Below are 26,452 nucleotides of genomic sequence, written 5' to 3' on the forward strand. Positions count from 1 at the left end.
GTTGTCTATGACCACAAACGGATCTTGGGATGCAACAAGGCTGTAATTGCTGGTAAAAGATCAAGCTGACAGAAATTTATCCTGGCAAGCCAGAGGGCACAGACAGATTGACCAATCGCGACAATCTGCGCCATCTCGACAGCTGTTCCCGGCCTAAGGATAGCGGCCAGAACCGCCACGACAAAAATGCTGGCGAGATATGCCGACATCAATTGTCGCATTGGCACCAATGCCTTCATCAACGCTGGGAAAACCCCCAAAACAACGGGCACCATTACCGCCAGTACCAATATGTAAAAGGCATCCAAGTCATCCACATCAATTACCTGACGCGGAAACATAGAAGGTGCGGCCATCAAGGCGACCAAGACCACGGCACCTCCAATCAACAAGACCCCAAGCGAAGCGCGCGCGACCAGACCGCGGAATTCTCTTGTGTCTAAGTTCGCATATGCGCTCACAAGGCGCGGCAAGATCACTTGCTGCACGGCCTCAATCGCCCCCGAAACGGCGCCAACAGTGCAACGCACGGTGAGATAAATCAAAACCTCTTTCTCACTCAGGAAAAACGGCACAATCAACACGTCCAACCATTGGGTTAGACTGACCAGCATGGGTTCTTCGGATTTTCCGGAATACAGTGTATTCCGGCGCCGCGACGGGTGTCCCAACTCAAAGGCTGCAACCGTCAGGCCAATGAAAACAGCAGAAAGCAGAAACAGGTTAATCGTCAACGGAAGCCAGTTACTGATGGCGAATGACAGTGCTGCAAGCATACATAGGCTGTATGCCAATGTACGCGTCGACCTTCTGGACAAGCCGGCACCCAAGCCTACCAAAACAGTTGCACCAAGAACCATGATCACAAGGGTAAGACTGTCACCACGGGAAAACTCTGCGATTGCAACTGCAACCGAACAGCCAAAGAGCAACAGCTTACCAAACCAGGCAAGCATTCTCGCATCATTCATTGTCGATCGGTCAGCTTTGCGCGGAAGCCAGAGTCCTGCGGCCGCGGTGGCTACAAAAACAATGGCTCCACTGCTCCACAAGATCAGGCCTGCATCCGAACCTTGCGCACAGTTAATCATCGCGATTGCGACGGCAAACTGAATAAAAGCCATTATTGTGGTGTGGCACTGCGAAAAAGTGCCGCGTTCGCCTGCCTGGTCCATTTCACACCCCATTCCAATCCCGGAACAGGTTTAGAGGCGAGACAGCTTCAATAATCCTAACGACGTGCTTTCATATCTTGACAGTTTATAGCGATTTCAACCGTTCAAAAATAACTGCGAACCAAAGAACCGGCAATCAGCGCCCACCCATCCGCAATCACAAAAAACGCCAGTTTGAAAGGAAGAGAAACAATGGCAGGAGGCACCATCATCATACCCATCGACATCAATACAGCTGCAACCACCAGATCAATAATCAGAAAGGGCAAGAATATCAAAAATCCAACCTGAAATGCCCGCGAAATTTCAGACAACAGAAAGCTTGGGATCAGAACCGACAAAGGCGCTTCGGACGATAGGGCGAGGCCCTGCGTATCGGGTCGCAATTCAGCCATTGCGGTGAATGTCTCTGAATCCATTCGGTCGGCCATAAAGCTGCGAAATGGCTCTAGCGTTCGTTCGAAAGCAGTTTCGGCGTCAATTTCTTCGTTCGTCAAAGGTCGCAAACCGTTCTCCCAGGCCTGCTGAAAGACCGGTTCCATGACGAAATAAGTCAAAAACAATGCGAGGCTGACGATCAACATGTTGGGTGGGGATTGCTGCAACCCGATCGCCTGTCGCAGAATCGACAATACGGTCACCAGAAAAGGGAAGCAGGTCACCATGATAGCCAGTCCAGGTGCAAGGCTAAGCACCGTGATCAAAGCAAAAAGTTGCAAGGTGCGCGCGCTCAGAGATCCATCATCGCCCAAAGACACCGAAAGGTCCTGAGCATAGGACACAGCCGGAAGCAGGAAAAATGCCAGTGCCAGAACCGTTTTTATTTGCGCGCTCACTGGCCTAGATGCCGCCCGAGAGATCGACAATTTCAAGCAAACGAACCGCAAGCCGCCCGGTTTCACTGCCTTCGGCCTCTTCCAACATGCCCCGCGCAATCAAACGGTCACCGACATACAGATCAACGGGATCATCGATACGTTTGTCCAATTTCAACACCGCGTTTTTCCCCAGCATCACAAGATCGCGCACCAGGGGACGGGCCTTTCCGACCGAGACGGTTATGTCGATCGGCACCGCTGTAAAAGGGTTTGCACCGTCGGATGCCAGTGTGGTCTGATCTGGAATTTCTGTCATGATGTCAGTTCCCTTTTCATTTGCTGGACAAAGCCCGCCATTGCGTTGGCGACCCCAGAGATCACCTGATCAAGGTCGATTTCATTTTCTTGCGCGCCCACTTGCAGAATGATCTGGTTGGGGCCCAGATCGCTGTTGGGCACGCAGACAAAAGGTGCGGATATGACATGACCCACCAATTTCTCCAACATTTCCAAATTCGTCTGCGTCGCCTCGATCCGTATGTCTTGATTAACTGATTTGCGTAGCATGGATGTCAGCTGCTCGACGACCTGCGCACCCAACGCAGCCTGAGCAACTTCTGGTAATAACTTGTTAATGATGTCCGACAGCACGGGTTGCATCGCCTTGATCAAACCGGCCCGGGCTTCGTGATACCCAAACGAAACGTCCTGAAGCGTGGCAACAAATGCGTTGACTGTTTCTGTCTGACTATCAGATTGCGCCTTTAGCGCGTCTTCCCATCCTGCCGAATACCCGCTCTCGAAAGCTTCCAGTTTGATGTCTTCCAACGCCTCTTGGCTGATCGACGAAGAGGTGCTCGCCGCAACCTCACTGTCGCTCTCTCCCTCGCCAAACTCGCGGTAGAGATGAAGCAATGACATCATGCATTTTCCTCTTTTTCTTCAAGCCATGACCGCAGGATTTCAACGGTCTCTTCCTGACGTTCGCCAATCATGGAGCGCAGCCGGTCTACAGGGTCTTGAGGGGCGTCCATATTTCCCATTTCACCCATCGTTCCACCCAGCATGGGCAAGTCCGGCAAATCCCCCTCCCCGCCTGAAACCTCGCCCGACAAAGACGGTAGCGTGCTCATGGGATCGGTGGACCCCATATTGGGCAGGCGCGCGGGATCTGACGACAGATTTTCAGGGGGTGCGCGCGACAAAACCGGACGCACAACAAACAGCCCGAGGATCAGCGTGACCAATGCAAGAACGGCCATCTGGATCGCTGACATCACGTCCAGATCAAAACGATCCAGAAGCGACGTACTTGCAGCCGTTCCCGCCGGCTCAACACTTTGCAAAGACATGGATTTCAGGGTGATGATATCGCCACGCGCTTCGTCATATCCAACCGCTGACGAAACCAGTTCACGCAACGCGCCCATCTCCTCTGCGCTGCGGGGTATCTGGGTGATGGTGCCATCCCCGGCCACCTGCGTGACATCATTCACCAGAACCGCGACACTCAGACGCCTGATCGCACCGGGCGCCTTGATTATTTCTCGTTCGGTTTCGGATACTTCATAGTTGATCCGCTCGCGGGTTTCCGAGTTTTGCGATGACGAACTGTCGCCCCCGGCCGCATCGCCGTCCGGCAGGTTAGACGCAACGGTCACGTCACCGCCGCCCGCATCTGTCGCAGTGTTGCTTGTTTCCTGCGTATCGGTCGAAATTGCGACGCGCCCTTCTGGGTCGAAGCGCCGTTCGCGAATGGCTTCGGATTCTGTTACCGTGTCAACACTGACCTCGACAATCGCATTGCCAGGCCCAACGCGCGCTTCCAGCAACCGCTCTACCCGATCGCGCAACATCTGCGCCTTGTCATCGCCACCGACGGCCGGAGCCGCCTCTTCTGCACTGCCGATCAAGTTTCCGTTCGCGTCTATCACTGCCACATCTTCGGGGGCGAGGCCCGCGATGGCCGAGGCAACCAGATAGCGCACCGCTTTGGCTTGCGCTGCTGAAACCGATCCACCGTTGGGTGTTATCGACACCGACGCAGTCGGCGTAACGCCGCGCTGGAAAGGGTTGGAACCGGTTGTTGCAATATGAACCCGGGCCATGGCGATATGCGGGCTGGATACAATTGTCCGCGCCAGCTCACCCTCTTTTGCACGCCAGTATGCGGCATCAAACATCTGGCTGGTGGTGCCGAAACCCGACAAGTTGTCGAGCAATTCGTAACCTCGGTTCGAATTTGCCGGCAAACCTTCCGAGGCCAAAGTCATGCGCAACTGGTCGCGGTCTTTCGAATCGACAAAAATCGACCCGCCGCGCACATCAAAAGTGGCACCACGCGCCTCGAGGGCGCGGACAACTTCACCCGCCGCACCGTTTTCCAGCCCCGCATACAACAGCGTCATGCTGGGTGCCGTCGCCATGCGCGACATGGCCAGAACCGCGAAAAACATTGCCAGTGTCGCGCCGATAACAGTGATCTGGCGTCGCAGGTCAAGACCCATCCAGACATTGAGTAATTGCTGCACAATCGCCTCCGTCAAACCGGGCGTTCTGCCCGAAGATGGCACCACAAATGACGGATCAGGCTTAACAATCGGTTAGCTCCTGCCGGTCTATACAGATTTCGAAGTGATCGAATGGACGCCAGATGACCGAGACAGCAGCCGAAACAGATGAGCCACCCAAGAAAGCCTCGAAATTGCCTTTGATTCTCGGGGTCGTACTGGCTTTGATCGGTGCGGGCGGCGGGTTTTATGCGACATTTTCGGGTTTGTTTCTGGGCAGCGAATCACATGCCGAAGAAGAGGCTAAACCGGAAATCGAAGGGTTGCCGGATGTCGCATTTGTTCCGGTGGAACCGATGGTTGTGTCTCTAATTCCAGGTGCCGGAAATCAACATTTGCGCTTTCGCGCCAACCTAGAAGTGCCCAGCCAGTATCAGGAGGATGTGACCCTGTTGCTACCCCGTGTGGTCGATGTTCTGAACGGCTATCTGCGCGCATTGGAATTGCGCGATCTTCAAAATCCTTCCTCGCTGACCCGCTTGCGCGCCCAGATGCTGCGGCGCATCCAGATCGTCACTGGCGAAGGGCGGGTCAGTGACCTTCTGATAATGGAATTTGTGCTTAATTAAGAGGTGGTTATGGAGCTTATTGCTGATATCTTACTTATCGCGGGAGCGTTGAGCGCCGGATTTTACTGCTTCATCCTCGGGCGGCGTCTCAAGCGGTTTAACAGCCTTGAACAAGGCGTGGGCGGGGCCGTTGCAGTATTGTCGTCGCAGGTTGACGACCTGACCAAAACGATGACCGCCGCACAGGTTACCGCGTCACAATCGGCACAGACTTTGACCGAACTGGCGACCCGGGCCGAGGCCATTTCACGGCAGTTGGAACTGCAAATGGCATCTTTACACGACGTGACCGATACCACTGAGACGCCCCAGCCGTCGGCCAATGGCACGCCCACGGATCTACCGCAGGCCGACACCGCACCTTTGCAACCGTCCGAGCCGATGTTTGTGCGGCATACCACATTGGGAGATCGCGCATGAAACCATTCCTGTCGTCGAAATATTCTGCAAAAGGGTCTGTGCTATTGATTGCGGGTTTGCTGTGTGGATCTGCTGTGCTGCGGATTTTCTCCGGTGCATCTGTTGCCTTGGCAAACGGCGAAATCGTCCCGCGCCCTCTCCCGGAAATTGCACAGATCGATTCAACGGCCATCGACGCGCCTGAAGACACACCAAGCCGATCAGAAATGTCGAGCCTTCTCAAAGCCTTGATCGAGCGCGAAGACCGCGTTGAACAACGCGAGACGCATATAGACGTGCGGGAAAAAGCGCTGGCCGTAGCGCGCGCCGAAATCGAGCGGCGGCTGAAAGTTCTGGAAGAAACAGAAGCGCAGTTGCGCGCAACGTTAAGCCGCGCAGATTCAGCCGCTGAAGATGATGTTGCCCGCCTGACCACAGTCTATGAAAGCATGAAGCCCAAAGATGCAGCCGCATTGTTCGAAGAAATGGAGCCCGAATTCGCTGCAGGGTTCCTTGCACGCATGCGCCCCGATGTGGCTGCCAGTGTCATGGCCGGTCTAAAACCGCAAACCGCTTACACGATCAGTGTGATTCTTGCCGGTCGCAACGCGCGCGCGCCGAAAACCTGAGACACGCTGATCCTTTCTTAACCTGCCTTTGCGACACTACCTCTCAACACAATAGATCGGGAACGGAAATGATTGGTATCATCGGCATTATTACAATTTTTGCCATGGTTTTTGGCGGCTACCTTGCCGCCGGCGGCAAGATGGCGATCATCATTAAATCACTTCCCTTCGAAATGATGATGATTGGTGGCGCCGCCGTGGGCGCTTTCATGATCTCGAACAGCGCCGCCGAAGTGAAACATACGCTGAAGGACATGGGCAAAGTTTTCAAAGGGCCCAAGTGGAAACATCAGGATTATCAGGATCTTTTGTGCCTGCTGTTTGAACTCATCCGGCTGGCCCGCCAAAATCCCGTTGGTATCGAAGAACATATCGAAGCGCCCGAGGACTCGTCCATTTTCTCACGCTATCCCAGGATCATCGCAGATAAGGAAGCGACCGCACTGATTTGCGACACCATGCGGTCCGCGTCGATGAACTACGACGATCCCCACCAGGTCGAAGAGGTTCTGGAAAAGCGGATGGAGGCGAACCTGCACCATGCCATGCACTCCTGCCATGCCTTGCAAACCGTTGCAGACGGTCTGCCAGCGCTCGGAATTGTTGCCGCCGTTCTGGGTGTTATCAAGACCATGGCCTCGATTGACCAACCACCCGAAGTGCTGGGAAAGCTCATTGGCGGCGCCCTTGTGGGTACATTCTTGGGTGTGTTTCTGGCCTATGGCCTGGTCGGCCCCTTTGCCGCCAAGGTAAAGGTCGTGATCGAAGAGGATGCGCATTTCTACCAGCTGATCCGCGAGGTGCTGGTTGCAAACCTGCACAATCATGCCACCAATATTTGCATCGAGGTTGGGCGCCAGAACACACCGTCGCATTGTCGTCCAAGTTTTTCGGATCTGGAAGACGCCCTGAAAGCCGTGAAGCAAAACGCCGCATGATCCGACTGTTTTTCATAGGCCTGCTCTTGTTTTCAAGCGCAGCATATGGGCAGGAAATACAGGTCCGTTCCGGCGATCATGGCAGCTTTACCCGTCTGGTTTTCGACGTCCCATCCGACGAACCCTGGAAAATGACGCAACAGGGCGCGCGCATTTCTCTGTTGTTTCCAAACCACAAGAACGGCTTTGCCACCAGTGCAATTTATGACCGCATTGACAGAAACCGCATCGCTTCCGTGTCCGGAACAGAGTCGGAGTTATCTTTGCAATTGGCCTGTGAATGTACCGTAACGGCATTTTCCAGCGGCCGCGACATGGTTGTGGTGGATGTCGCAGGACCGACGAACGCGGGGGCAAAAACAGAGTTGCCCCCGCTGAGTGCAGTGTATTCCAGGCACGACCCGCACCCCCCTACGTTGGGATTTGGTGCGACATTGACGGCGAAAGTCCTCTCTGTACCGTCCGAAGTCGAAGCGCGTCCTTCCCCTGAAAGGCGTGTCTCCGACCCTACGGAAAACGGCGTCACGCTGCCGTTCATAACACCAGAACCCGCCAGTTCGTTCTCGCCTTTGCCCGCGCCAATCGATTTCGGCAACTCATATGATCATGAAACCCTTGAAGCAGCCCAAGACCAACTCAGTCGTGAAATAGCCGAGGCTGCGACGAAAGGTGTTTTGAAGCCGAATGGTCGCAGGGTGAAATTGCCCGGCATGGAACGGCAACCCCAGATCGACACCTCGGCCTTTGACGACCACGCGCTGCCAAGCGTCGACGGCCCGGTCACCGGCCCACAAGAATCGATGCGCATCACAACCAGCATGGACTTTCAGGCCAATGCCCTGCCCGCTGAGCTGGCAACAACACCCTATGGTCCGGGCTGTATCGACCCCGCATCGGTAAGCGTCGAGGCATGGGCGGATGATCGCCCGATGCCCGCTCAACTCGCCGAGGCACGCGCGCCATTGTTCGGTGAATTCGATGCCTTGAATACCAAGGCGGCGCTGCGGCTAAGCCGTCTTTACCTGCACTATGGTTTTGGCCCCGAAGCCATGCGCATTCTGGACTTGGACCCCGAACTGCGCCGTACAAACAATATCCTTGTTGAGTTGGGTGAAATAATGGAGTTCGGTCACGTCCGCGCACCACAAGTGTTGAAGACCTATGTGGAGTGCGACAGTGCTTTGGCGCTTTGGGCAATCCTGTCATTGCCAAAGGTGCCGACATCGACCGTAATAAACTCCCGCGCGGCATTGCGAAGCCTGAATACCCTGCCCCCTCATTTACGCAATTTCATCGCCCCCGAACTCAGCCAGAGATTGTTGGCCTATGGAGATAAATCCGGGGCTGCCACGGCCTTGCGCAGCGTCGAACGCCTGCCGGGACATCTCTCGGACGATACCAAAATGGCACAGGCCGACCTGGATCTGGCCAAAGAACAATTTGATGCAGCCCAGGGGAAGCTTACCGAAGTCATTGATTCCAATTCAGCCCAATCTGCCCTTGCGCTGATCAAATCAATCGCGTCCCAGATCGCTCAAAACCAACCAATCTCGCAGGAAACCACCCTTTTGGTCGAGGCCTATGCACTGGAGTTTCGCGAGGATGCTTTGGGGCCGGAATTGCGCAAGATGCTTGTATTGTCGCTCGCACGGTCCGGCCAATTCGAAGCGTCCATCGCCGCGATTGATGCGCTTCCTCCCAATCAACAACGAATCGAGCGCGCGACACTGACCAATCATGTGATTGCCGAGGTCACAGAAGCGGGCGAGGATATGACCTTTCTCGATCTGGTCTATGGCCTGCAAGACCGGCAAGCGCTTGCAGTTTCAGACGATACGCGCATCGCAGTGGCGGACAGGTTGGTTTCTTTGGGGTTCGCCAGTGAAGCCAACACGATTATGGCGCAACTCCAGCAAACGACGCCTACCGCTGCTGTTTTGCTACTCAAGGCACGCATCGCCCTGGACATGCAGCAGCCCGGCCTCGCCCAGGCATACTTGCTGGACCTCAAAGGGGACGAAGCTGACAGGCTTATGGCGAGAGCTTTGAAATCAGAAGGGAAACTTTCCGAGGCCAGCGCATTGTTTCGCGCTTCCGGAGATGACGAAGCAGCTCGAACGGCGGCCTTTTTGGCGCAAGATTGGCAAAACCAGGTGGCCGAGGACGCGCCGTTGGTCGGACCGCTTGCCAGACTTACCAATACACCCTTGGCGGCGGATCCCGCGCGCGAAGGCATGTTAGCGCGCAGTGCAGATGCGCTGAGCGAAAGCGCGGCGGCACGCAGCTATATCGGCAGCTTGTTAAATGATCCGGTAGACGGCGACACATCACCGCAAAGCTAAATTCAGAGAGATCTTTGCTTGGTTACTCAAAATAAACCATCGCAGCCCTAACTTTAGACATCTTTATTCCACAGGCGGGGCCGACAGAATGTCGCTGATCACCATTACGTCTTGGCGCGCCTTTTTAGCCATCCTTCTTTGCTTGGCCTGGCTCGGCTCGTCGGCAGGCGCAAACACACAGACCATATGCGACGATGCCGCCGCAAAGGTTGCTGCTGAAAGCGAGGTTCCGCTGCCGGTTCTGCGGGCAATCACCCGCGTGGAAACCGGACGCACCCGCAATGGGATCACCGTGCCCTGGCCGTGGACGGTCAACATGGAGGGGGTCGGGAAATGGTTCGAGACCGAAGATGCGGCGCGCGCCTATGTCTTCAAGCGCTTCAAAAGCGGCGCGCGCAGCTTTGATGTTGGGTGTTTCCAGATCAATTACAAATGGCACGGCCACGCATTTGCGTCGATCGAAGAGATGTTCGATCCGCTTGCAAACACACGTTATGCAGCTCAGTTTCTCAGCGCCTTGCATCTGGAACTTGGTTCCTGGTCCAAAGCTGCGGGCGCTTATCATTCCCGCACCAAAGAGTTTGCCGACAAATATGTAAAACGCTTCGACAGCGTTCACGCGGTGCTCGCCTCCCAAGCGCCCCCCCTCCAGTCCATCCACGCTGGCAACGACGAAACAAACGGCTTCCCGTTGCTGGTTCAAACAGGCCAGGCCGCTCGCCTTGGCTCGCTGGTGCCTCTTGTGCACGGTTCGGATGCGCGTCCTTTTGCGCTGTTTCGCAGGGGGGGATAACCGATGAAAAAAGTTAATCTTATTGCCCTGTTCAACCCCACTGTCCTGCTGGCCGTCACACTTATGGCGATCATTGTAATGATGGTTCTTCCAATGCCTGCCTGGGTGCTCGACATCGGGCTGGCGGCGTCATTCGCGCTTGCGATCCTCATCTTCACCATAACGCTGTTCATCGAGAAACCATTGGATTTCTCTGCCTTTCCCACCATCTTGCTGGCATCTTTAATGCTGCGTCTGTCGCTGAACGTGTCGTCGACCAAACTGATCATCGGTCAGGGTCATACTGGCACAGGGGCCGCCGGGGACGTGATCGAAAGCTTTGCCCAGTTCATCATGGGCGGCAGTGTCTTTCTTGGTTTGGTTGTATTTTGCGTACTGCTGATCGTGAATTTTATGGTCATCACGAAAGGTGCCGCAAGAATGGCCGAAGTCGGGGCGCGCTTTGCTCTTGACGGTATGCCCGGCAAACAGCTGGCCATCGACAGCGATATGAGCGCGGGCGCCATTGACCATCTTGAGGCCAAGGAAAGGCGCGAACGCGAACAACAGGAAACCACATTCTTCGGTTCGCTTGATGGGGCATCAAAATTCGTCAAAGGCGACGCCGTAGCCGGATTGTTGATCACCTTGATGAACCTTGTCGCAGGTCTTGTTATGGGCATTGCCGTTCATGGCATGCCCCTGTCCACAGCTTTTGAAACCTATGCTATTCTTACTGTAGGAGACGGATTGGTCAGCCAGATTCCGGCCGTCATCATTTCGATCGCATCCGCGCTGTTGCTGGCGCGTGGCGGGGCGCAGGGTGCGACCGATCTGGCCGTGTTTGCGCAACTGGGCAAACACCCTGCGGCCTTGGCCACGGTCGCCGTTTTGATGGTGATGTTTGCACTGTTTCCCGGCCTGCCGTTCCTGCCCTTTGTACTCGGGGCAGCGGGGTTGGGAACAGCGGCCTTTGTGATGCACCGCAGGCTGAAATCCGAGGCTGAAATGCCGGAAATCGTTGAAAACGTACCAGATATGCCCCGTGAACGTCCAATGGGTGACATCCTTGAACTGGATGACATCCATGTGGAATTTGCGCCGGATCTGGTCAATATGGTTCTGGACCCCGGCACCGGGCTGGATGCGCGCATCGCCAATATGCGCACGCATGTGGCTTCGGTTTTTGGGGTGATCCTTCCGGAAATCCGGTTGACCGATCACCCGGGCCTGCCCGCAAACACCTATGTGTTGCGCATTCAGGGTGTGGAACAAGCACGCGCAGAACTAAAACCCGATCAGATTCTTGCGCTCAAACCGGAAGAGCCCGTGGCATTGCCTGCAGGTCAGGACACGGTCGAACCTGTCTATGGCGCACCAGCACGGTGGGTCAGCGAGCGTGATCAGGAAAAGGCGTCGATGCTTGGCGCAACATTGGTAACGCCCACCGAGATTCTGGCGACACATTTGCTGGAGATCGTAAAACGCAACTTCTCGCGGTTGCTGACGCTGAAATCACTGCGCAGGCTGCTGACTGAAATGGTCAACATTTCCGACCCGGCACGGGCCGAAGCGAACCGGAAACTGCTGGACGAACTGATCCCCGACAAGGTCCCGATCGACGTCTTGCACGCCGTACTGCGGTTGTTGCTTGATGAACAGGTTTCGATCCGCAACCTGCCCCTGATCCTTGAGGCCACAGCCGAAGCGCGCGGTCAGAACGCCATGCCCGAGGCCATTTGCGAACATGTTCGGCAACGTTTGGGCTTTCAACTGGTCGCGGAAATGCGGCGGGCGGATGGCACCCTGCCGCTGGTTCAACTGGCACCCGAATGGGAGGATACATTTGCCACCTATCAGGTTGATGCCGAACGGGGGCTGGATATTGCCTTGCCGCCCGACCTGTTCAACACGCTGGCAGACAATATGTCCAACAAGCTGGCCGATGCCAGCCGCGATGGCATTTATGCCGCCATCGTCACCAACACCCGGCGTCGACGGTTCCTGCGAACCGTGATGCGTGCCAAGGGGATCAGCAACCCAGTCTTGTCTTTCGAAGAGATTGGCGTTGACGCGCGGCCTGCGTTGGTCGGTGTTGTGGCGGCCTGATGCAGGCGCTGGTGGACATCCTGCGTGACCAGGCCTGGCACGGGTTCGTTGTCTTCTTGCGCGTTGCGGCCATCGCGTCCCTGCTACCGGCATTTGGAGAGGAAACCGTGCCTGCCCGGATCAAACTGGTTGTGGCACTGGCCTTTACCGTAATCGTGGCCCCGGCTGTTCCGCAAACGACGCTCGCGCCCGGAATTCCCGCCCTGTCCCTCCTGGTGCTGAGCGAGGCACTGGCTGGACTTGCTCTTGGCATCGGCATCCGCCTGTTTATCCTTGCCTTGCAAACCGCGGGTGCCATCGCGGCCCAATCAACATCGCTTTCGCAAATTCTGGGCGGTGCCGTGCGTGACCCGTTGGCCGCAATCGGATATGTTCTGATCATCGGCGCTTTGGCTTTGGCCGTGATGGCAGGCCTGCATGTCAAAGTCGCAGAGCTGATCATTTTATCATATGACATCATGCCAATCGGAGCGTTTGCCGGAGCAAGCGACCTTTCGGATTGGGGGCTGGATCAAATCCGGCGCGCCTTTGCTTTGGCGTTTACCCTTGCGGCACCGTTTATTCTGGTTTCAGTACTCTACAACCTTGCGCTTGGGGCGATCAACAAGGCCATGCCGCAATTGATGGTGGCTTTTGTCGGCGCGCCGGTCATCACTGCCGCTGGCCTGATTATCCTGTGCGTCAGCAGTCCGCTGATCCTGACTGTCTGGCTGGATGCGCTTGACAGCTTTTTAGCTGCGCCATTTCGGTCAGTGCCATGAGCGGGCAGGATGACGACACAGAAAAGTCCTTCGATCCGACCCCGCAAAAACTGCAAAAGGCGCGGGAAAAGGGTGAGATTGCGCGGTCACAGGATCTGAACACGGCTGCGGCCTATGCGGGTTTGACGCTGGCACTGTTTATGTCGGGTGCCAGCGTGATTTCGGGATTTGGCACGGCGCTTATGACATTGCTGGATCAAGCAGATGGCTTGGCACCGTTGTTTGTGACCACTGGCAGCAGCCCCTTGATGGCCGGAGTTTTGCGCGATGCAGTTATCGCAATTGTGCCGTTGTTTGCTATTCCGGCTGTCGCCGTGGTGCTGACAATCGCCGCCCAGCGCGGGTTTATTTTTGCACCCTCAAAACTGGAACCGAAACTGTCAAAAATCTCGATCATCAAAAACGCCGGTAACAAATTCGGGCGTAACGGTCTGTTTGAATTTGCAAAAAGCTTTGTGAAGCTTGTGATTTATTCGTTTTGTCTGGGGGTCTTTTTGCGCGCGCGCGCGCCGGAAATGCTCACAGCGGTCAATAGCGGGCCGCGCTCGGTTGTGCTGCTGCTGGCCGAGCTGTGCATTTCGTTTCTATGTGTGGTTGTTCTGGTATCTCTCGTCATCGGCGGCATCGACGCGGTCTGGCAGCATTTTGAACACATCCGCAAGAACCGGATGTCTCGCAAGGATTTGCAAGACGAGAACAAAGATTCCGAAGGCGACCCCCATCTAAAGCAGGCCCGCCGACAACGCGCGCAGACCATCGCGATGACCCAAATGATGGTCGATGTTCCCGATGCAGATGTAGTCATTGTTAATCCGACCCACTACGCCGTGGCGTTGAAATGGTCGCGTAAACCCGGCTCGGCACCAACCTGCGTGGCCAAGGGCGTGGACGAAGTCGCGGCTCGCATACGCGAAATTGCAACCGAACACGGTGTTCCTGTGCATCGCGACCCACCAACCGCCCGTGCGTTGTTTGCCGTGACCGACATCGGGGCCGAAATAGCACCCGATCACTATCAAGCCGTTGCCGCCGCAATTCGCTTTGCAGAAGCGATGCGCCAACGCGTCAGAACGCGTGGTTTCTGATGACACGGCTATCGGATCTGAACCAGTTGACCCAAATTCATTACGAGCGTGAACAACAGTCTCTGAAAGCACTGGTCCAGCAAGAATCCCTGATCCGTGCTGAACTGTTTCGACTGTCTGAACAAGAGCAAGCGGCCCATGCCACCGCCCCCAAAGACGCGCCGATGCGCGCCATCGGCGCAGATGTGATCTGGCTGGGTTGGGTCGGAAGATCCAAGGCGCAGCTGAACATGGCCCTGGCCCAAGTCCTTGCGCAGAAGGAACATCATCTGGAAAGGGTGCGACGGGCATACGGCAAGGTGCTGGTCACCGAAGCGCTGGACAAGAACGAGCGCCGTGTCCGGCGTCAGGCACACAACAAGAAGCAACTTGAAACAGCCCAAGAGACCGCGCTTTGGCGATCACTCGAAAGGAATGCGCAGTCTAAGGGTGACGCCTAATAATCCTGCCGCCCGATATCCGAGATCAGTACATCGGTTACGATCTGCCCCAGATCTCGTTGAGCCACTTCCAGCAAAGCCGCACGCAAAACATCCAGATTGTTGGCACTGGTAAATGCCCCCTCGAATCCACCCAGGTTCGCATGATCGAACAGTACTTGCAGAAAACTGTCCCTCAGCTTTGGCTCGCGCAGATAGACGGTGTCTTTTGCACCGATGGTCACCTCGACACTCAAGGCAACCACCATCAAGGCACGCACAGCCTCGCGGTCCACAATGGGAATGACGAACTGGTTGCTCAGCTTGACATATTCGCGCTCGACCGGCCCCTCGTCTTCATGATCTTCACTCTCGGCGGGCGGGCTGGCCTCATGTTGATCGCCTGCATCCTCCGCCGCAGGTGCGACAGGCGCGGGGCGCAGGAAAAGTCCGGCCCCAACGCCGCCGCCGGTGCCGATCAACAGCAGCAGAACAGGCAAGAGTTTCTTGATCATTTTCAACCCCTTCAGAATGGCAAGATCGCATCAAGAACTTGCTGTCCGTAACGCGGTTGCTGCACGTCGGTGATCTGCCCGCGCCCACCATATGACACCCGCGCCGATGCGATTTTGTCATAGGTAATTTCATTTTGCCGCGAGATGTCTTCCGGGCGGACATAGCCGGTGACCAAAAGCTCGCGCATTTCGAAATTCACCCGCAGCTCCTGGCTGCCCGAAATGGATAAGACGCCGTTGGGCAAAACCTCGACAATGGTGGCGGCCACGCGCAGGGTCAGTTTTTCCTTGCGTTTGACCGAACCATCACCAGCGGAGGAACTGGACGAACTGATCGACACCGGATTGACCCCGGATGCGCCCTCATCGATGGCATTGTCCAACCGCTGCGGGATGCCCAGCAGCTCGGGGACATTCAATGTTTCACCGCTGGAACGTGACCGGTCGGTGGCGTTCGAAATTTCGGCCTTCTCATCAATTTCGATCACAACGGTCAGAATATCACCGCGCCGGATCGCCCGCCGGTCTCCCAGCAGGGATTTGCGCGACCCCGACCACAATGAAGCCTGATCGATCGGATGCACAATTTCAATCGTGCGCGGCAGACCCGGAGAGATCATGGCGGCATGTTCCACCGTCTCCATCGGCTGTGAAAACGAGGGGGCCTTGCCCAGATGATCGCCGCGACCGCAGGCCGCCAATGTTGTCAAACAGATCAGGGCCAGAATAGAAAATCTTTTCATTTCAAAATCCTAGTTTGACACGCGCACGGTGCCGTCTGCCTGAACCAGACCAAACAGTGTCGCACGGGAGTTAAGGTTCATGATGCGCACGCGATCACCGATGCCGCCGCGTTCCAGCGCGCGTCCCTCGGTATGGATCACCAGTTGCGCCCCGTGATATTGTAGCTGGACGATCTGGTTGCGGTCGACCAAAGCCGGTGGCCCGATGTCGTCAAACCGGATCGGGCGCCCTGCGTACAAAGCCACCCGCGCCTCTTGCCCGACCACGTCCAACGGGTTTTCGAACGCATCGGCACGGGTGCCCGCGACCGCCTGCACGTCGGCTGCGTCAATCAGCGACTGCGGGCGAATGGTGCGGGTCGCCACAACAATGTCGGCGCTGGCAGCAGCTGCCGAGAAGATCAGACTGGCAAGCATCAAAATTCGGATCATCGGATTTGCGTCGTTGCCCCCATCATCTGATCGGCGGCGGAAATCACCTTGGCATTCATCTCGTAACCGCGCTGCGCCTCGATCAGTTCTGTGATTTCGCGCACGGCATCAACCGAGCTGTCTTCCAGAAAACCCTGGCGCAGGGTCCCCAGACCGTCCTGCCCGGGTGCTGCCACCAAAGACGGCCCAGAGGCTTCGGTTTCGGTGAACAGGTTGCTGCCGATGGCCTCCAACCCCTTGGGATTGGTGAACCCAGCGAGCGTGAACTGACCCAACAACTGCGCCTCGTTTTCCCCAGTGAAATAAGCATAGACCTCGCCATCGGCGTTGATCGAAATGCTGCGCGCATCGGCGGGAATGACAATTTCAGGCGCCACCGGAAAACCGTCCGACGTCACGATCAGCCCTTCGCCCGTACGTTTCAGCCCGCCATCGCGGGTATAGGCCGCCTGCCCCGATGGCAGGGTCACCTCGAAATAGCCGTTGCCCTCGATCGCGATGTCCAGGTCGCCCGCTGTGGCCGACAGCGCCCCTTGCGCCAGATGCATGGACACTGCGGCGGGGCGCACGCCCAGCCCCAACTGGACGCCGGTGGGCAACACCGTTCCGTCCGAGGCATTCACGGTGCCCGCGCGCGCCATCTGCTGATAGTGCAGGTCGGCAAATTCAGCACGGCGGGCGTTGTAACCCGTCGTGGACATATTCGCGAGGTTGTTCGAAATCGTCTCGACCCGCATTTGCTGGGCAGACATGCCGGTGGCCGCAATTTTGAGGGCGCGCATGGGCCTTCTCCTTTATTTCATCATGGACTCGAGCGCTTGGCGCACCCGTTTGTCTTCGGAATCAAGAAAGCTGGCGCCCATTTCATAGGCGCGCTGGACTTCGATCATGCGGGCCAACTGCCCGATGGCATTGACGTTCGCGCCTTCGACAAATCCCTGAACAACGCGCGCAGACTCGGACGGCTCGTACCCTGCGTCGGCGCGAAACATCACGCCATCTTCGCGTTGCATGTCCATCGGCTCCAGAGGGCGCACAACGCCGATCTGTCCAACCAGCACACCATCGGCGCTCATCGTGCCGTCGGATGACACGGCAATATCCGCGCCCGGAGGCACAAAGATTGGCGCACCGCCCGAATCCAACACGCGAAAGCCGTCATGGGTAACAAGATCGCCGGCAGCGTTGGGCGAAAACGCACCCGCGCGGGTCAACCGCTCGCCCGCGGGTGTTTCGATCAGGAAAAACCCATCGCCTTCTATGGCAAAATCAAATGTGCCACCTGTCTGGTTCAGCGTGCCCTGCGCGAACGAAGTGTTGTGAATATTGCCTTGTGCCATCGACAGCGACGGCCCGTTATCGACCGCTTTGACATATTCAGAGAAAATGATCCCCTCTTGCCGGTATCCGGTTGTGGCTGCGTTGGCGATGTTGTTCGCGACGATCTGCATCTCGCGTTTCAGCCCCATCTGGCGAGTGATGGTGATGTATCCGGCACTGTCCATAGGTCAGCCTCCAACAATCAGGGGAATGATGCGGTCGTGAAAGAATGACACCAGTGTCTGGGTCATGAACCCCATCGACATCCAGAACACGACAACAATGGCGGCCAGTTTCGGCACAAAGGTCAGCGTCATTTCCTGAATCGACGTCAGCGCCTGCACCAATCCGATGGAGACCCCAGCCACCAGGGCCGCCGTAAGGATCGGGATGGACACGACGACAGCGGTCCAAAGCCCCTGACGCAAGGTGTCGAAAAAGATGATCTCATTCAGCATCTTACACTGGCATCCGCAAGATTTCCTGGTAGGCATCGACAACCTTGTTGCGCACGGTAACGGCGGTTTCTACGGCCAGTTCGGTCTGGGCCAACGCCTGCACCAGTGCATGCGGATCGGCATCACCCACCATCGACTGTTTGGCGACCTCTTCGCTGTGGGCAAGCGTTTGGGCGAAATCCATCGCAAGGTTGCGAAAGGCATCACCCATGCCGCCCGCGCCCTGACCTGGTTTCGGCTCGGTTGCAGGTTTGGCCTCGGCATAACGTTGGGTCGCAGTAAGCAGTGACATATCCATTCTAGATACTCCTTGAATTCAAATTTAACGGCGCAGCAGGTCCATCAGACCAGCTGACATTTTGCGGGCCTGTTCGAACATTTTCAGATTTGCTTCGTAACTGCGCTGCGCCTCGCGGGCGTCGGAAAGCTCGATCAGCAGGTTCACATTCGACCCGTCGTAGTGGCCGGTTTCATCGGCCAGCGGGTGCTGCGGATCATAGATACGCTCAAGATCTGTGTTGCGATCCAGCCGTACCCGACCGGTTTCGACAGCGGACACGGAATCCCCCAGACCAAAGGCCGTTTCAAATGCGACGGTCTTGCGGCGGTACCCCGGTGTATCGGCATTCGAGATGTTTTCAGACAGATGGCGCAGCCGCTGCGCCTGTGCTTGCAGGCCGCTGGCCGAGACGCTCAGGGATTTTGCAAAATCGCTCATGTCAGTGCCTTTCTCAGCTGCGCGCAAGGGTGCTGTGCAGAACATTCAGTGCGGATTTATATATTGCCAGCGCGCGCTCGTGCTGGCGGGCCGCGTCAACGGCTCCAAGCATTTCCTGCTCGACCGACACGGTGTTGCCGTCGGGCGATGCGGTACCCGGTCTTTCCACGGGTTTCGCCATGCCGGCACCGTCGACGGCCCCATTCAAATGGCCTGTTCGCGTTGCACGTTGCACCCGCGCATCATCATGATGATACAACGACTGAAAGTCGGGCAGATCCCGCGCCAGATAGCCCGGCGTATCCGCATTGGCGACATTCTGCGACACCAATGCCTGCTTTTGGCCCGCATGAACGGCCATGGCGCTGGCCATTTTGAAAATCGAAATGTTCTCGAACATCGGGGCTTCTCCCTCGTGCAATCTCAATCAAGGCTTAACGGTGATTCCTTTAGAAACGGTTTGCAGAACCCAAAGGATTGTCATGAAAAACGCTTCAGCCTTCGTCGGATTGCAAAACCAACTGTCCCGCTTCAAGCCCGTTCACCGGATCGGCCGCGTCACCCGTGCAGAAGGCTCTACGCTGCATGTTTCGGGTTTGGGGAACACCGCGCATATCGGTGATCGGGCTTTGCTTAGCGGGCAGAACCACCTGCGGCTGAGCGGGGAAGTCGTGCAATTGAATGATGACGGGCTGGTGTTGTTGCCCGATGGCGAGATGGATGGAGTCGCCATTGGTGACCGCGTCATTTTGCAGGGCGCTGCGGAGATTGCGCCGCACGATGGCTGGATCGGGCGGATCGTTGACCCGGACGGCAGGCCCCTGGATGGAAAGCTGCTGCTTGAAGGGGTTACCGCGCGCCCCTTGCGTGCCAAGCCGCCGCTGCCTGCCCAGCGTCGCGCCCTGGGCGCGCGTATGAACACCGGTCTGGCGGCTTTGAACACCGTGCTCCCAATCGTACAGGGGCAGCGCGTGGGGCTTTTTGCAGGCTCTGGCGTCGGAAAATCCAGTTTGATGGGCACATTGGCCAAGTCGATGCAGGCCGATGTTGTGGTGATCGCATTGATCGGAGAGCGCGGACGCGAGTTGCGTCATTTTGTCGATGAGGTGTTGGGTTCAGAGGGGCTGTCGCGGTCGGTCGTCATCGCCGCGACTTCGGATCAGTCCGCGCTGATACGACGTCGCTGTGCATGGACCGCAATGGCCGTGGCCGAACATTTCCGCGATCAGGGCAAATCGGTTTTGTTTGTGGCTGATTCGATCACCCGTTTTGCCGAAGCACATCGCGAGGTATCCGTGGCTGCGGGAGAAGCCCCGGTGTTGCGCGGGCACCCGCCATCGACTGCGCACCTTATCATGTCTCTTTGCGAACGCGCGGGTCCCGGGCAAGGGGATCAGGGCGATATCACAGGTGTCTTCAGTGTCCTGGTGGCAGGCTCTGATATGGATGAACCGATTGCGGATATACTGCGCGGGGTGCTGGACGGTCATATCGTTCTGGATCGCGAAATCGCTGAGCGGGGGCGGTTTCCGGCAATTGATGTCTTGCGATCTGTTTCACGCAGCCTGCCGGCCGCCGCTTCCAAGGCGGAAAATGAAACACTGGCGCAAATGCGCCGCGCGCTAAGTGTCTATGACCGCAACACGATGATGATCTCGGCGGGCCTGTATACGCACGGCAGTGACCCTGACATCGACCATGCTATTAAACTTTGGCCCGAATTAGAGACTTTTCTTGCCAAATCAGAGCCGCGTAGCGTTGCCAACAGCTTTGCACAACTGAACCTAATTTTGCGCCGCGCCAAAGCGAATACGAAAACCGGAATACGTGGGTCTGCAACCTCAGGATTGTAGCAGCATCAACGCGAGAGACGCTGATGAAGTATTTGTATTGAACGCCTTGATTTGGGACAGGGCGACATATTTGGTCATCAGATCCTGAAGCACTTCGGGATCGGAAAATTGCGCTGGGTCCGAACTTCCAAACATACGCTCGGCACGCTCCTGGAATACCTCACGCTGTTTGTCGATATCCTGCTGGCCAAAGGCCGAAGGCAGGCCGAACACGGTGTCAAAGACAGCACGCAGCGGCGATTCCCCCATGATCGAGAACCATTTTGCCTTTTCACTGCTGTTTTCTGCGCCCAGGCTGGGCAATTTGCGTTCGGCATACAGCGCGATGCGCAAGGTTTCGTCGACGTTTCCGGTTGCCTCTTCAAAACTGGTGGCCTCGTACAGGCTCACAATCTTGTCTGCAAAGCTGAACAATGAGGTCTGGCTGAATTCGTTTGGGCCCAGGCCAAAGGCTTCGGACAATTCCTTGTACCGTTTGTCGGTAAACCGGTTGGCCAGCGCATCGTCGGCGGTTGTCCCTTCTTCCAATATCTTCTGGATGAAGAATTTGTTGTTGATGTCATCCTGCAACCCGAATGCGCCCAGCGCCACACCCAGCAATTGACGGTCGTCGACCAGTTCCTTGGCAGACGTCACTTTGCCAATGTTTTCACGAAAATAATCCGTTGCACGGTTCAGTTGGGCCGACTTGTTGAACGCTTCGCGCTGGTGGTCATAAGTTTTTTGTAAAAACCGCCACCCGGCCAAACCGCCGGTGGGTATGACGGGCTGGAACATCTGTCAGTCTCCCGCAGCCAAAAGCCGATCTTCGCGCGGGATCAGCAATTGCAGTGATTTGAGACAATGGTAGTGGTCTCCGGCAAGCAATGCATCCGATGCAGCCGCCAGAGACAGACGGCTGTCACGGTCAGTGAATACCTGACTGAGTTCTTCGATGTGACGCAGCAAGGTTTTCTTGCTGGCCTTGGCGTCACCGTCACCAGACAGAACCAATTGCACCGCATAACAGACACGGCGCACAGGTGTTGTTGCTTCGTCCGGGTGGATCGCGTCACGCAGGCGCAGAATATGCGCATCCTTTGTCACAATCGCCAGACGACTGCGCCGGTCACCATTTTCGATAACGGCCCCGTTGATCAGGATCCGCTCTTTCGGGCTAAGTTTTAGGATCAGACCGCTCATTGCACTGTTCCGTTCCCTTTGAGACCGCGCAAGACGGCCATATTGATCTCTAGCAGTGGCATGACAGAGGCCCGCTTTTGCAGGATCTTGCTGGTATGCTGTGCTGTGAATTCGGCCAGATAGATGACCCGCGCCCGCAGTGATTCGGGCAGTTCGTTTCCATTGCCCGCGACATCGACTGCAAGATTCGTCCAAAGACGGCGGTTGTCGTGCAATGCCTCGGCATAAGGCGCAAAGTTCCGGTTGGACTCCTGAGCTGCGCTGCGCAACCGGCGGGTAACTTGCGCAATCACCTCATATTCGCCGCGTCGGTCCGTTCGGGTCGAGGCTGCGTTCGCGGCATAGCCACGTTGTGCTGTAGAAAATGCGTTCACAAGACCACTTTCAATGATGGGCGGAATGGAAGGTTATGTTGGGCGAAGGGTCGGGGCGCGTAAATTCGCGCGCCCCGATACTCGCTTAACGGAACAGAGACAGGATTGTCTGCGGCGCCTGGTTGGCGATCGACAAAGCCTGAACACCCAGCTGTTGTTGCGTTTGCAACGCTTGCAAACGTGCCGACGCCTCTTCCATATCGGCATCAACCAAGGCACCGATACCGTTCTTCATCGCATCCGTCAGCTTGCCGACGAATTCGTTTTGATCGGTAATACGCTTGGCAGATGCACCCAGATCAGCCGCGCCCGTGATGGCGGTTTGAAGAAAGGCTTCCATTTCGCCCAGCGCCGTCACCGCTGATGCTTGGTCGGTGACCGCAGTCCGACCGGCGATGTCCAGGTTGGCTTCGAAATCAACCGTGGCCACGTCGATGGTCGACGCAGTCGGCGCGCCCGTGCCAACGCGGTCAAGCGAAGACAGAACTGTCAGCTGGGTACCGCCATTGCCATCAACGTCGGAGACCAGCAGGTTCACACCATTGAACTGCGACGCGCTGATGATGGACAAGATCTGCGCTTCTTTCTGGGCCATATCGGCGTCAATCTTGGCGAAATCCGCCGTTTCGCTGTTGCCTGAAATCGCCAGCGATTTCATTTCGTCCAGAACTTTGACGATTTGTTCGGCGCCAGCCGAGGCGACGGCAACTGTCGCTTCACCAACTGACAGCGAATCCGAAATGGATTTGAAACCCGATACGTCCGATTCCATCACTTTCGAAATCGCCCAGACGGCCGAGTTGTCTTTTGCCATCGCGATCGATTTACCGGTCGAAATCTCGCCCTGGGTTTTTTCCAGATTGGTGTTGATGGATTTGAGAGTTTGCAGAGCAACCATTGCGCTGCTGTTTGTGTTAATGCTCGACATGAACATGCTCCTAAAGTCGTGACGCTTTGCGTCAGGTTACGTCCCGCCCCCCATTGGGACGGACAAAGACAAGCCATTCTGACATTTGCAATTTTCAGCTCTGCTGAGTTGCGCCACTCACTTCTGGAGTGCACGGACACCATCGCCGCCAAGAGCTAACGGAGTGCTAAGACCCGCCAGCCTGTTACACACGATTTGAAACAAACCGCCCTAGGCGCGTTTTTCGACAGAGCGGTCCGGCGACATTGTAATGACCTTTTTCCTGCCGTTGGCGTCATAGGTATCCAGAGAGCTTCGGATACGGCGCATGGTTGCCAACCGCCTTGCAACGGCGCGAATCCCCTCCAGTGCTGCATTTAGCAGCGATTGGTTGCGTTCGACCTTGGCGTTCAGCGCCTCAAGCGTCGCACGATCCGCCATGTCCAGCCTGTTCAGGCGTTCAATCAGTGACTGTTTCAAATCGAGAGTCCGCGCGATTTTCTCCAGATCCCCCTCCAGCATCGCCGCGCGTTCCTGATCCAGCAAATCATCCAAGACGTTTATCGTATCTTCAATCGGCTCATCCGCCATGGGACGTCCCCCGCAATGCATGAAAAAGCGCTTCGCTTAATCCTATTCCGCCCGCAGCGACCATTTTTTCGGCCTGGGCCTGGACCAAAAAGGATGAAAACTGATCCTCTCCTGCACCGCCTCCGAAACTGTCGCGCGATTGGCCTAAGCCGGCAGCCTTCAGCATTTCTGCCAGAAACCCTGCCTCAAGCTGGTCCGCAAGGGCGCCCAGTTCCGTATCGTTTCGCACGGCAGGCCCGCCAGCCATCGGCATGCCCACCCGATCCGAAGTCACTTGCATTCTCTGTTCCTTTCAAATGCTTTGTATTTCTCCGATTATTGTCGAACACTGGTAAAGAAGCGGTAACCATCGACGGGCATAAGACACAGACGTGGAAGAACTCCCGGAGGTCTCGTGCAACTTTTCCCATTGATCCAGATTGACTCGTCCACTCAATCGCGCCGCGATCCGACTGAGGTCTGTAATCCTGAAAACAGCTTTTCTGCTGCTTTTGAATTGCTGAGCGATGCCAAGAATGGCAGCAGCGTTGACACGCCGGCCACTGTTGAAGATGGCGACGGGCCCGGTTTAGACACTGATATACCGCACGACAGCGACGTTTTGGAAAGCTCTGAACCAGGGGCAAGCGAGGCCCCTGATGATACGGCCACAACCAACTCCGTACCCGAAGATCCGCCGGAGATGACAGGATCACCAGCGATTGAGGGCCAGCCAACCCATCGTCATAAGCCCCAGAATGGACAGGAACCTGTTCATATCTCTGCGGCACAGCTAAGCCTTGGCGTGCAGATGGCTGTGGATATTGGCGCGATGGCGCCTGTTGCGGCGTCCGCGCCGTCTCTCCGCACACGCCCCCCCGCACAAGCTGGGGCGCCTTTGGAATCCGACGTACCCCTTCCGGCAAAGGCGGCAGAGGTGCGCGCGAAATCCGCGGCAACATTGGCACCGCCTGTGTCGGATCAAAACTCTCGGCCTTCAGCAGGTGGCGTTTCTGTTGCAGCCGCTACATCTGATAACGGGCGGGCAACGCTTGCCCCGGTTGAGGGACGTTCAGTGCAGGGCGCGCCGCAGTCACTGCCTTCTGCGATGTCGCAGGTCGTGACCACAACGAAGAGTGGCGTCGCGCAATCACCTTCTCCAACGGTCAAATCAGGCGTCTGGCCTGTTCCTGCGCAAACCCCGACGCCATCATCGCCCAAACCAAAGCAGAATGCGGCAGCATTCCCAGCTTTGGCACCCGCCCGTGACAGTGCGACAACAAGTCCGCCAGACCGTATTGCAGCCTCACCTGAACCGACAGCGATCTACCGTCGAACCCACGCTGACGAACATGCCTCCGGTGCATCAACGACTCCCCGGGGCAGCGCACCCGACGCGGCAAGATCAGACGCCCCGCCTATGACCTTCGCAAACCCGTCGGCAATGCTGCCCGAGCCAGAGCAGAATGCGACAGCCTTGCCTACTCAGGAATCCGCTGGTGACAGAGCGACAGCAGAACCTCGTGGTCGTTTCTCTGCCCGACCTGAACCGACAGCCATTTTCCGGCGGGCGCAGACGAACGGGCACAAGCCTGATGCAGCGGCACTTCTTCAAAGCAACAGATCCGATGCGCCCGCCCAGACGCCCGCATTAACACATGCGCCTGCCGCAAAACCGCTTGTCGTGGAAATGGCCGGTACATATCCATCCGCCCCACCGCCTCTTGTCACCGCCTCCCAGGCGCTTGCGCAAGAGGCCACGACCGCCAACAGCCCGCCAACGCAGGCAGCACAATCCGCATCATCTGCTGTGACGCCACCCTTTGAGGTCACCATCTCTTCACAATCCCAGGCGGTCCCGCGCCTGCTATCTGAACAAAGCGCGGCCTTGGGCGACAAAACTGTAAATATTTCCGCTACGGCACTGACCGCAAAAATGCCATCCGAACAGGTGCCATCTGCAGATACCAGATCTCAGACATCAAAACCGGTAACTGACCCGCCTGTGCCGGCGTCTGATGCCGTCGCGCAGCGCCCGTCCGGTGCAGACCGTTTGATTGCCCTAACGTCCAACCCGCGAAAATCTTTCGGTATCCTGGCGTCGTTCGACACTGGCTCCGTCCCGCAAACGGGTTCTCGGGCCGGAACTTTGACAGACCTGGAATCCGCGCCGCCACATACAGTTGACACCGCAGCGTCACCCGTTCGCAACACTGTCTCGCAGTCGCCAACAGACAAGGCACCGCCCCTGAGCCTCGAAACGCTTCCCTCCAAGGGGTCGATTGATCCGGTTTTTTCACAGTCTGAACCGGACTCCTTCATGGTCGAAAGTCGCACGACATCTGTGTCACCTGCAGCCTCACACATCGCACCAACGATCGCGTCGTCGCAGCACTTGCACACCACTGTCGCCCGACAAATTGCCGATGCTTTAAAAAATGGCGCCGACCGACCAATCGAGCTGACACTTAGCCCCGCCGAGCTTGGGCGTGTGCGGATGTCACTTTCAGCAACAGACACCGGTGTCTCGCTTGTCATTCACGCGGATCGCCCTGAAACCTTAGACCTGATGCGGCGCAACATTACAGAACTGGACCGCGAGTTTGTCGACATGGGTTATGCGGAAATCTCGTTTTCATTCTCGGGCGGCGACGGTGCGGAAGATCACCGCGATGAGCGCAGGCCCGATCAAAGCGATCAAGCTGTCATCGACATCCCGACTGTCACGCCCCCGCCAGAGACGCATCAAGATGTTGCGCTGTCACCCAGTTCAGCAATGGATATCAGAATCTAA

General features: G+C 56.7%; 32 protein-coding genes. 12 read left to right on the forward strand and 20 right to left on the reverse strand.

What is annotated here, in order from left to right; all coding sequences use genetic code 11:
- Positions 1–5: 5 nt before the first annotated feature.
- The 5 genes from DSM107133_RS17675 to fliF form a co-directional block, all read right to left on the reverse strand.
- Positions 6–1,175, reverse strand: a complete 1,170-nt coding sequence (locus DSM107133_RS17675) for a hypothetical protein (protein ID WP_114291723.1) — start codon at positions 1,173–1,175, stop codon at positions 6–8.
- Positions 1,176–1,279: 104 nt separating this feature from the next.
- Positions 1,280–1,999, reverse strand: coding sequence for a flagellar type III secretion system pore protein FliP (gene fliP, locus DSM107133_RS17680; RefSeq protein ID WP_240310362.1), 720 nt, complete (start codon positions 1,997–1,999; stop codon positions 1,280–1,282).
- A gap of 16 nt (positions 2,000–2,015) precedes the next feature.
- On the reverse strand, positions 2,016–2,309 hold the full coding sequence (locus DSM107133_RS17685) for a FliM/FliN family flagellar motor C-terminal domain-containing protein (RefSeq protein ID WP_114291724.1): 294 nt from the start codon (positions 2,307–2,309) through the stop codon (positions 2,016–2,018).
- Entirely contained in the window at positions 2,306–2,917 is a 612-nt protein-coding gene (locus DSM107133_RS17690; RefSeq protein WP_114291725.1) for a hypothetical protein, read from the reverse strand. Before DSM107133_RS17690 ends, DSM107133_RS17685 begins: the two co-directional genes overlap by 4 nt.
- Positions 2,914–4,524, reverse strand: coding sequence for a flagellar basal-body MS-ring/collar protein FliF (gene fliF, locus DSM107133_RS17695; protein ID WP_114291854.1), 1,611 nt, complete (start codon positions 4,522–4,524; stop codon positions 2,914–2,916). The genes DSM107133_RS17690 and fliF overlap by 4 nt, the downstream gene beginning before the upstream one ends.
- Before the next feature lie 122 nt (positions 4,525–4,646).
- On the opposite strand from fliF, the gene DSM107133_RS17700 reads away from it, so the two are divergent.
- The 10 genes from DSM107133_RS17700 (at position 4,647) to DSM107133_RS17745 (ending at position 14,607) form a co-directional block, all read left to right on the forward strand.
- Positions 4,647–5,132, forward strand: a complete 486-nt coding sequence (locus tag DSM107133_RS17700) for a flagellar basal body-associated FliL family protein (protein WP_114291726.1) — start codon at positions 4,647–4,649, stop codon at positions 5,130–5,132.
- A 9-nt stretch (positions 5,133–5,141) separates the two neighbouring features.
- On the forward strand, positions 5,142–5,552 hold the full coding sequence (locus DSM107133_RS17705; protein ID WP_114291727.1) for a hypothetical protein: 411 nt from the start codon (positions 5,142–5,144) through the stop codon (positions 5,550–5,552).
- The gene (locus DSM107133_RS17710) at positions 5,549–6,160 is read left to right on the forward strand and encodes a hypothetical protein (RefSeq protein WP_114291728.1); all 612 of its coding nucleotides are present in this window, start codon (positions 5,549–5,551) and stop codon (positions 6,158–6,160) included. The genes DSM107133_RS17705 and DSM107133_RS17710 overlap by 4 nt, the downstream gene beginning before the upstream one ends.
- Before the next feature lie 68 nt (positions 6,161–6,228).
- Complete coding sequence (gene motA, locus DSM107133_RS17715) at positions 6,229–7,098, forward strand: flagellar motor stator protein MotA (RefSeq protein WP_114291729.1); 870 nt, start codon at positions 6,229–6,231, stop codon at positions 7,096–7,098.
- Positions 7,095–9,440, forward strand: a complete 2,346-nt coding sequence (locus DSM107133_RS17720) for a hypothetical protein (protein ID WP_114291730.1) — start codon at positions 7,095–7,097, stop codon at positions 9,438–9,440. The genes motA and DSM107133_RS17720 overlap by 4 nt, the downstream gene beginning before the upstream one ends.
- 88 nt (positions 9,441–9,528) lie before the next feature.
- Positions 9,529–10,233: a transglycosylase SLT domain-containing protein gene (locus tag DSM107133_RS17725; protein WP_114291731.1), complete on the forward strand. Its 705-nt coding sequence runs from the start codon at positions 9,529–9,531 to the stop codon at positions 10,231–10,233.
- 3 nt (positions 10,234–10,236) lie between these two features.
- Positions 10,237–12,321: a flagellar biosynthesis protein FlhA gene (gene flhA, locus DSM107133_RS17730; protein WP_114291732.1), complete on the forward strand. Its 2,085-nt coding sequence runs from the start codon at positions 10,237–10,239 to the stop codon at positions 12,319–12,321.
- Entirely contained in the window at positions 12,321–13,082 is a 762-nt protein-coding gene (locus DSM107133_RS17735; RefSeq protein WP_114291733.1) for a flagellar biosynthetic protein FliR, read from the forward strand. The genes flhA and DSM107133_RS17735 overlap by 1 nt, the downstream gene beginning before the upstream one ends.
- The gene (locus tag DSM107133_RS17740; RefSeq protein WP_114291734.1) at positions 13,079–14,167 is read left to right on the forward strand and encodes a flagellar type III secretion system protein FlhB; all 1,089 of its coding nucleotides are present in this window, start codon (positions 13,079–13,081) and stop codon (positions 14,165–14,167) included. The genes DSM107133_RS17735 and DSM107133_RS17740 overlap by 4 nt, the downstream gene beginning before the upstream one ends.
- On the forward strand, positions 14,167–14,607 hold the full coding sequence (locus tag DSM107133_RS17745) for a hypothetical protein (RefSeq protein WP_114291735.1): 441 nt from the start codon (positions 14,167–14,169) through the stop codon (positions 14,605–14,607). The genes DSM107133_RS17740 and DSM107133_RS17745 overlap by 1 nt, the downstream gene beginning before the upstream one ends.
- Here the strand turns inward: DSM107133_RS17745 and DSM107133_RS17750 are convergent.
- Genes DSM107133_RS17750 through DSM107133_RS17790 form a run of 9 tightly spaced genes read right to left on the reverse strand, consistent with a single transcriptional unit; the run spans position 14,604 to position 19,172 of the window.
- Positions 14,604–15,101, reverse strand: coding sequence for a flagellar basal body-associated FliL family protein (locus DSM107133_RS17750; protein WP_114291736.1), 498 nt, complete (start codon positions 15,099–15,101; stop codon positions 14,604–14,606). The two genes, DSM107133_RS17745 and DSM107133_RS17750, sit on opposite strands and share 4 nt — an antisense overlap.
- Before the next feature lie 11 nt (positions 15,102–15,112).
- Positions 15,113–15,844, reverse strand: a complete 732-nt coding sequence (gene flgH, locus DSM107133_RS17755) for a flagellar basal body L-ring protein FlgH (RefSeq protein ID WP_114291737.1) — start codon at positions 15,842–15,844, stop codon at positions 15,113–15,115.
- A 9-nt stretch (positions 15,845–15,853) separates the two neighbouring features.
- A complete protein-coding gene (gene flgA / locus DSM107133_RS17760; protein WP_114291738.1) occupies positions 15,854–16,276 on the reverse strand; it encodes a flagellar basal body P-ring formation chaperone FlgA in 423 nt (140 codons plus the stop codon).
- A complete protein-coding gene (gene flgG / locus DSM107133_RS17765) occupies positions 16,273–17,058 on the reverse strand; it encodes a flagellar basal-body rod protein FlgG (protein ID WP_114291739.1) in 786 nt (261 codons plus the stop codon). Before flgG ends, flgA begins: the two co-directional genes overlap by 4 nt.
- 12 nt (positions 17,059–17,070) lie before the next feature.
- Positions 17,071–17,781 (reverse strand): flagellar hook-basal body complex protein, encoded by a 711-nt coding sequence (locus DSM107133_RS17770; protein WP_114291740.1) that lies wholly within the window; start codon positions 17,779–17,781, stop codon positions 17,071–17,073.
- 3 nt (positions 17,782–17,784) lie between these two features.
- Positions 17,785–18,054: a flagellar biosynthetic protein FliQ gene (locus DSM107133_RS17775; protein WP_114291741.1), complete on the reverse strand. Its 270-nt coding sequence runs from the start codon at positions 18,052–18,054 to the stop codon at positions 17,785–17,787.
- 1 nt (position 18,055) lies between these two features.
- Positions 18,056–18,352, reverse strand: coding sequence for a flagellar hook-basal body complex protein FliE (fliE, locus tag DSM107133_RS17780; RefSeq protein ID WP_114291742.1), 297 nt, complete (start codon positions 18,350–18,352; stop codon positions 18,056–18,058).
- Between the two features lie 24 nt (positions 18,353–18,376).
- Entirely contained in the window at positions 18,377–18,772 is a 396-nt protein-coding gene (gene flgC / locus DSM107133_RS17785) for a flagellar basal body rod protein FlgC (protein WP_114291743.1), read from the reverse strand.
- Between the two features lie 13 nt (positions 18,773–18,785).
- Complete coding sequence (locus DSM107133_RS17790; protein WP_114291855.1) at positions 18,786–19,172, reverse strand: FlgB family protein; 387 nt, start codon at positions 19,170–19,172, stop codon at positions 18,786–18,788.
- 82 nt (positions 19,173–19,254) lie between these two features.
- On the opposite strand from DSM107133_RS17790, the gene DSM107133_RS17795 reads away from it, so the two are divergent.
- Positions 19,255–20,625 (forward strand): FliI/YscN family ATPase, encoded by a 1,371-nt coding sequence (locus DSM107133_RS17795; protein ID WP_114291744.1) that lies wholly within the window; start codon positions 19,255–19,257, stop codon positions 20,623–20,625.
- Here the strand turns inward: DSM107133_RS17795 and DSM107133_RS17800 are convergent.
- From DSM107133_RS17800 to DSM107133_RS17825, 6 genes are all read right to left on the reverse strand, one after another.
- The gene (locus tag DSM107133_RS17800; RefSeq protein WP_114291745.1) at positions 20,614–21,402 is read right to left on the reverse strand and encodes a DUF1217 domain-containing protein; all 789 of its coding nucleotides are present in this window, start codon (positions 21,400–21,402) and stop codon (positions 20,614–20,616) included. The genes DSM107133_RS17795 and DSM107133_RS17800 overlap by 12 nt on opposite strands.
- Before the next feature lie 3 nt (positions 21,403–21,405).
- Positions 21,406–21,807 (reverse strand): flagellar biosynthesis repressor FlbT, encoded by a 402-nt coding sequence (gene flbT, locus DSM107133_RS17805; protein ID WP_114291746.1) that lies wholly within the window; start codon positions 21,805–21,807, stop codon positions 21,406–21,408.
- Positions 21,804–22,181 (reverse strand): flagellar biosynthesis regulator FlaF, encoded by a 378-nt coding sequence (gene flaF / locus DSM107133_RS17810; protein ID WP_114291747.1) that lies wholly within the window; start codon positions 22,179–22,181, stop codon positions 21,804–21,806. Before flaF ends, flbT begins: the two co-directional genes overlap by 4 nt.
- Positions 22,182–22,266: 85 nt before the next feature.
- Complete coding sequence (locus tag DSM107133_RS17815) at positions 22,267–23,109, reverse strand: flagellin (RefSeq protein WP_114291856.1); 843 nt, start codon at positions 23,107–23,109, stop codon at positions 22,267–22,269.
- A gap of 210 nt (positions 23,110–23,319) precedes the next feature.
- Positions 23,320–23,679, reverse strand: coding sequence for a flagellar biosynthesis protein FlgN (locus DSM107133_RS17820; protein WP_114291748.1), 360 nt, complete (start codon positions 23,677–23,679; stop codon positions 23,320–23,322).
- Positions 23,669–23,932 carry a rod-binding protein gene (locus tag DSM107133_RS17825; RefSeq protein WP_240310355.1) on the reverse strand — a complete coding sequence of 88 codons (264 nt, stop codon included), beginning with the start codon at positions 23,930–23,932 and terminating at the stop codon, positions 23,669–23,671. The genes DSM107133_RS17820 and DSM107133_RS17825 overlap by 11 nt, the downstream gene beginning before the upstream one ends.
- A gap of 156 nt (positions 23,933–24,088) precedes the next feature.
- On the opposite strand from DSM107133_RS17825, the gene DSM107133_RS17830 reads away from it, so the two are divergent.
- On the forward strand, positions 24,089–26,452 hold the full coding sequence (locus DSM107133_RS17830) for a flagellar hook-length control protein FliK (protein ID WP_162791942.1): 2,364 nt from the start codon (positions 24,089–24,091) through the stop codon (positions 26,450–26,452).

Source organism: Pseudosulfitobacter sp. DSM 107133, from assembly GCF_022788695.1.
GTDB lineage: Bacteria > Pseudomonadota > Alphaproteobacteria > Rhodobacterales > Rhodobacteraceae > Pseudosulfitobacter.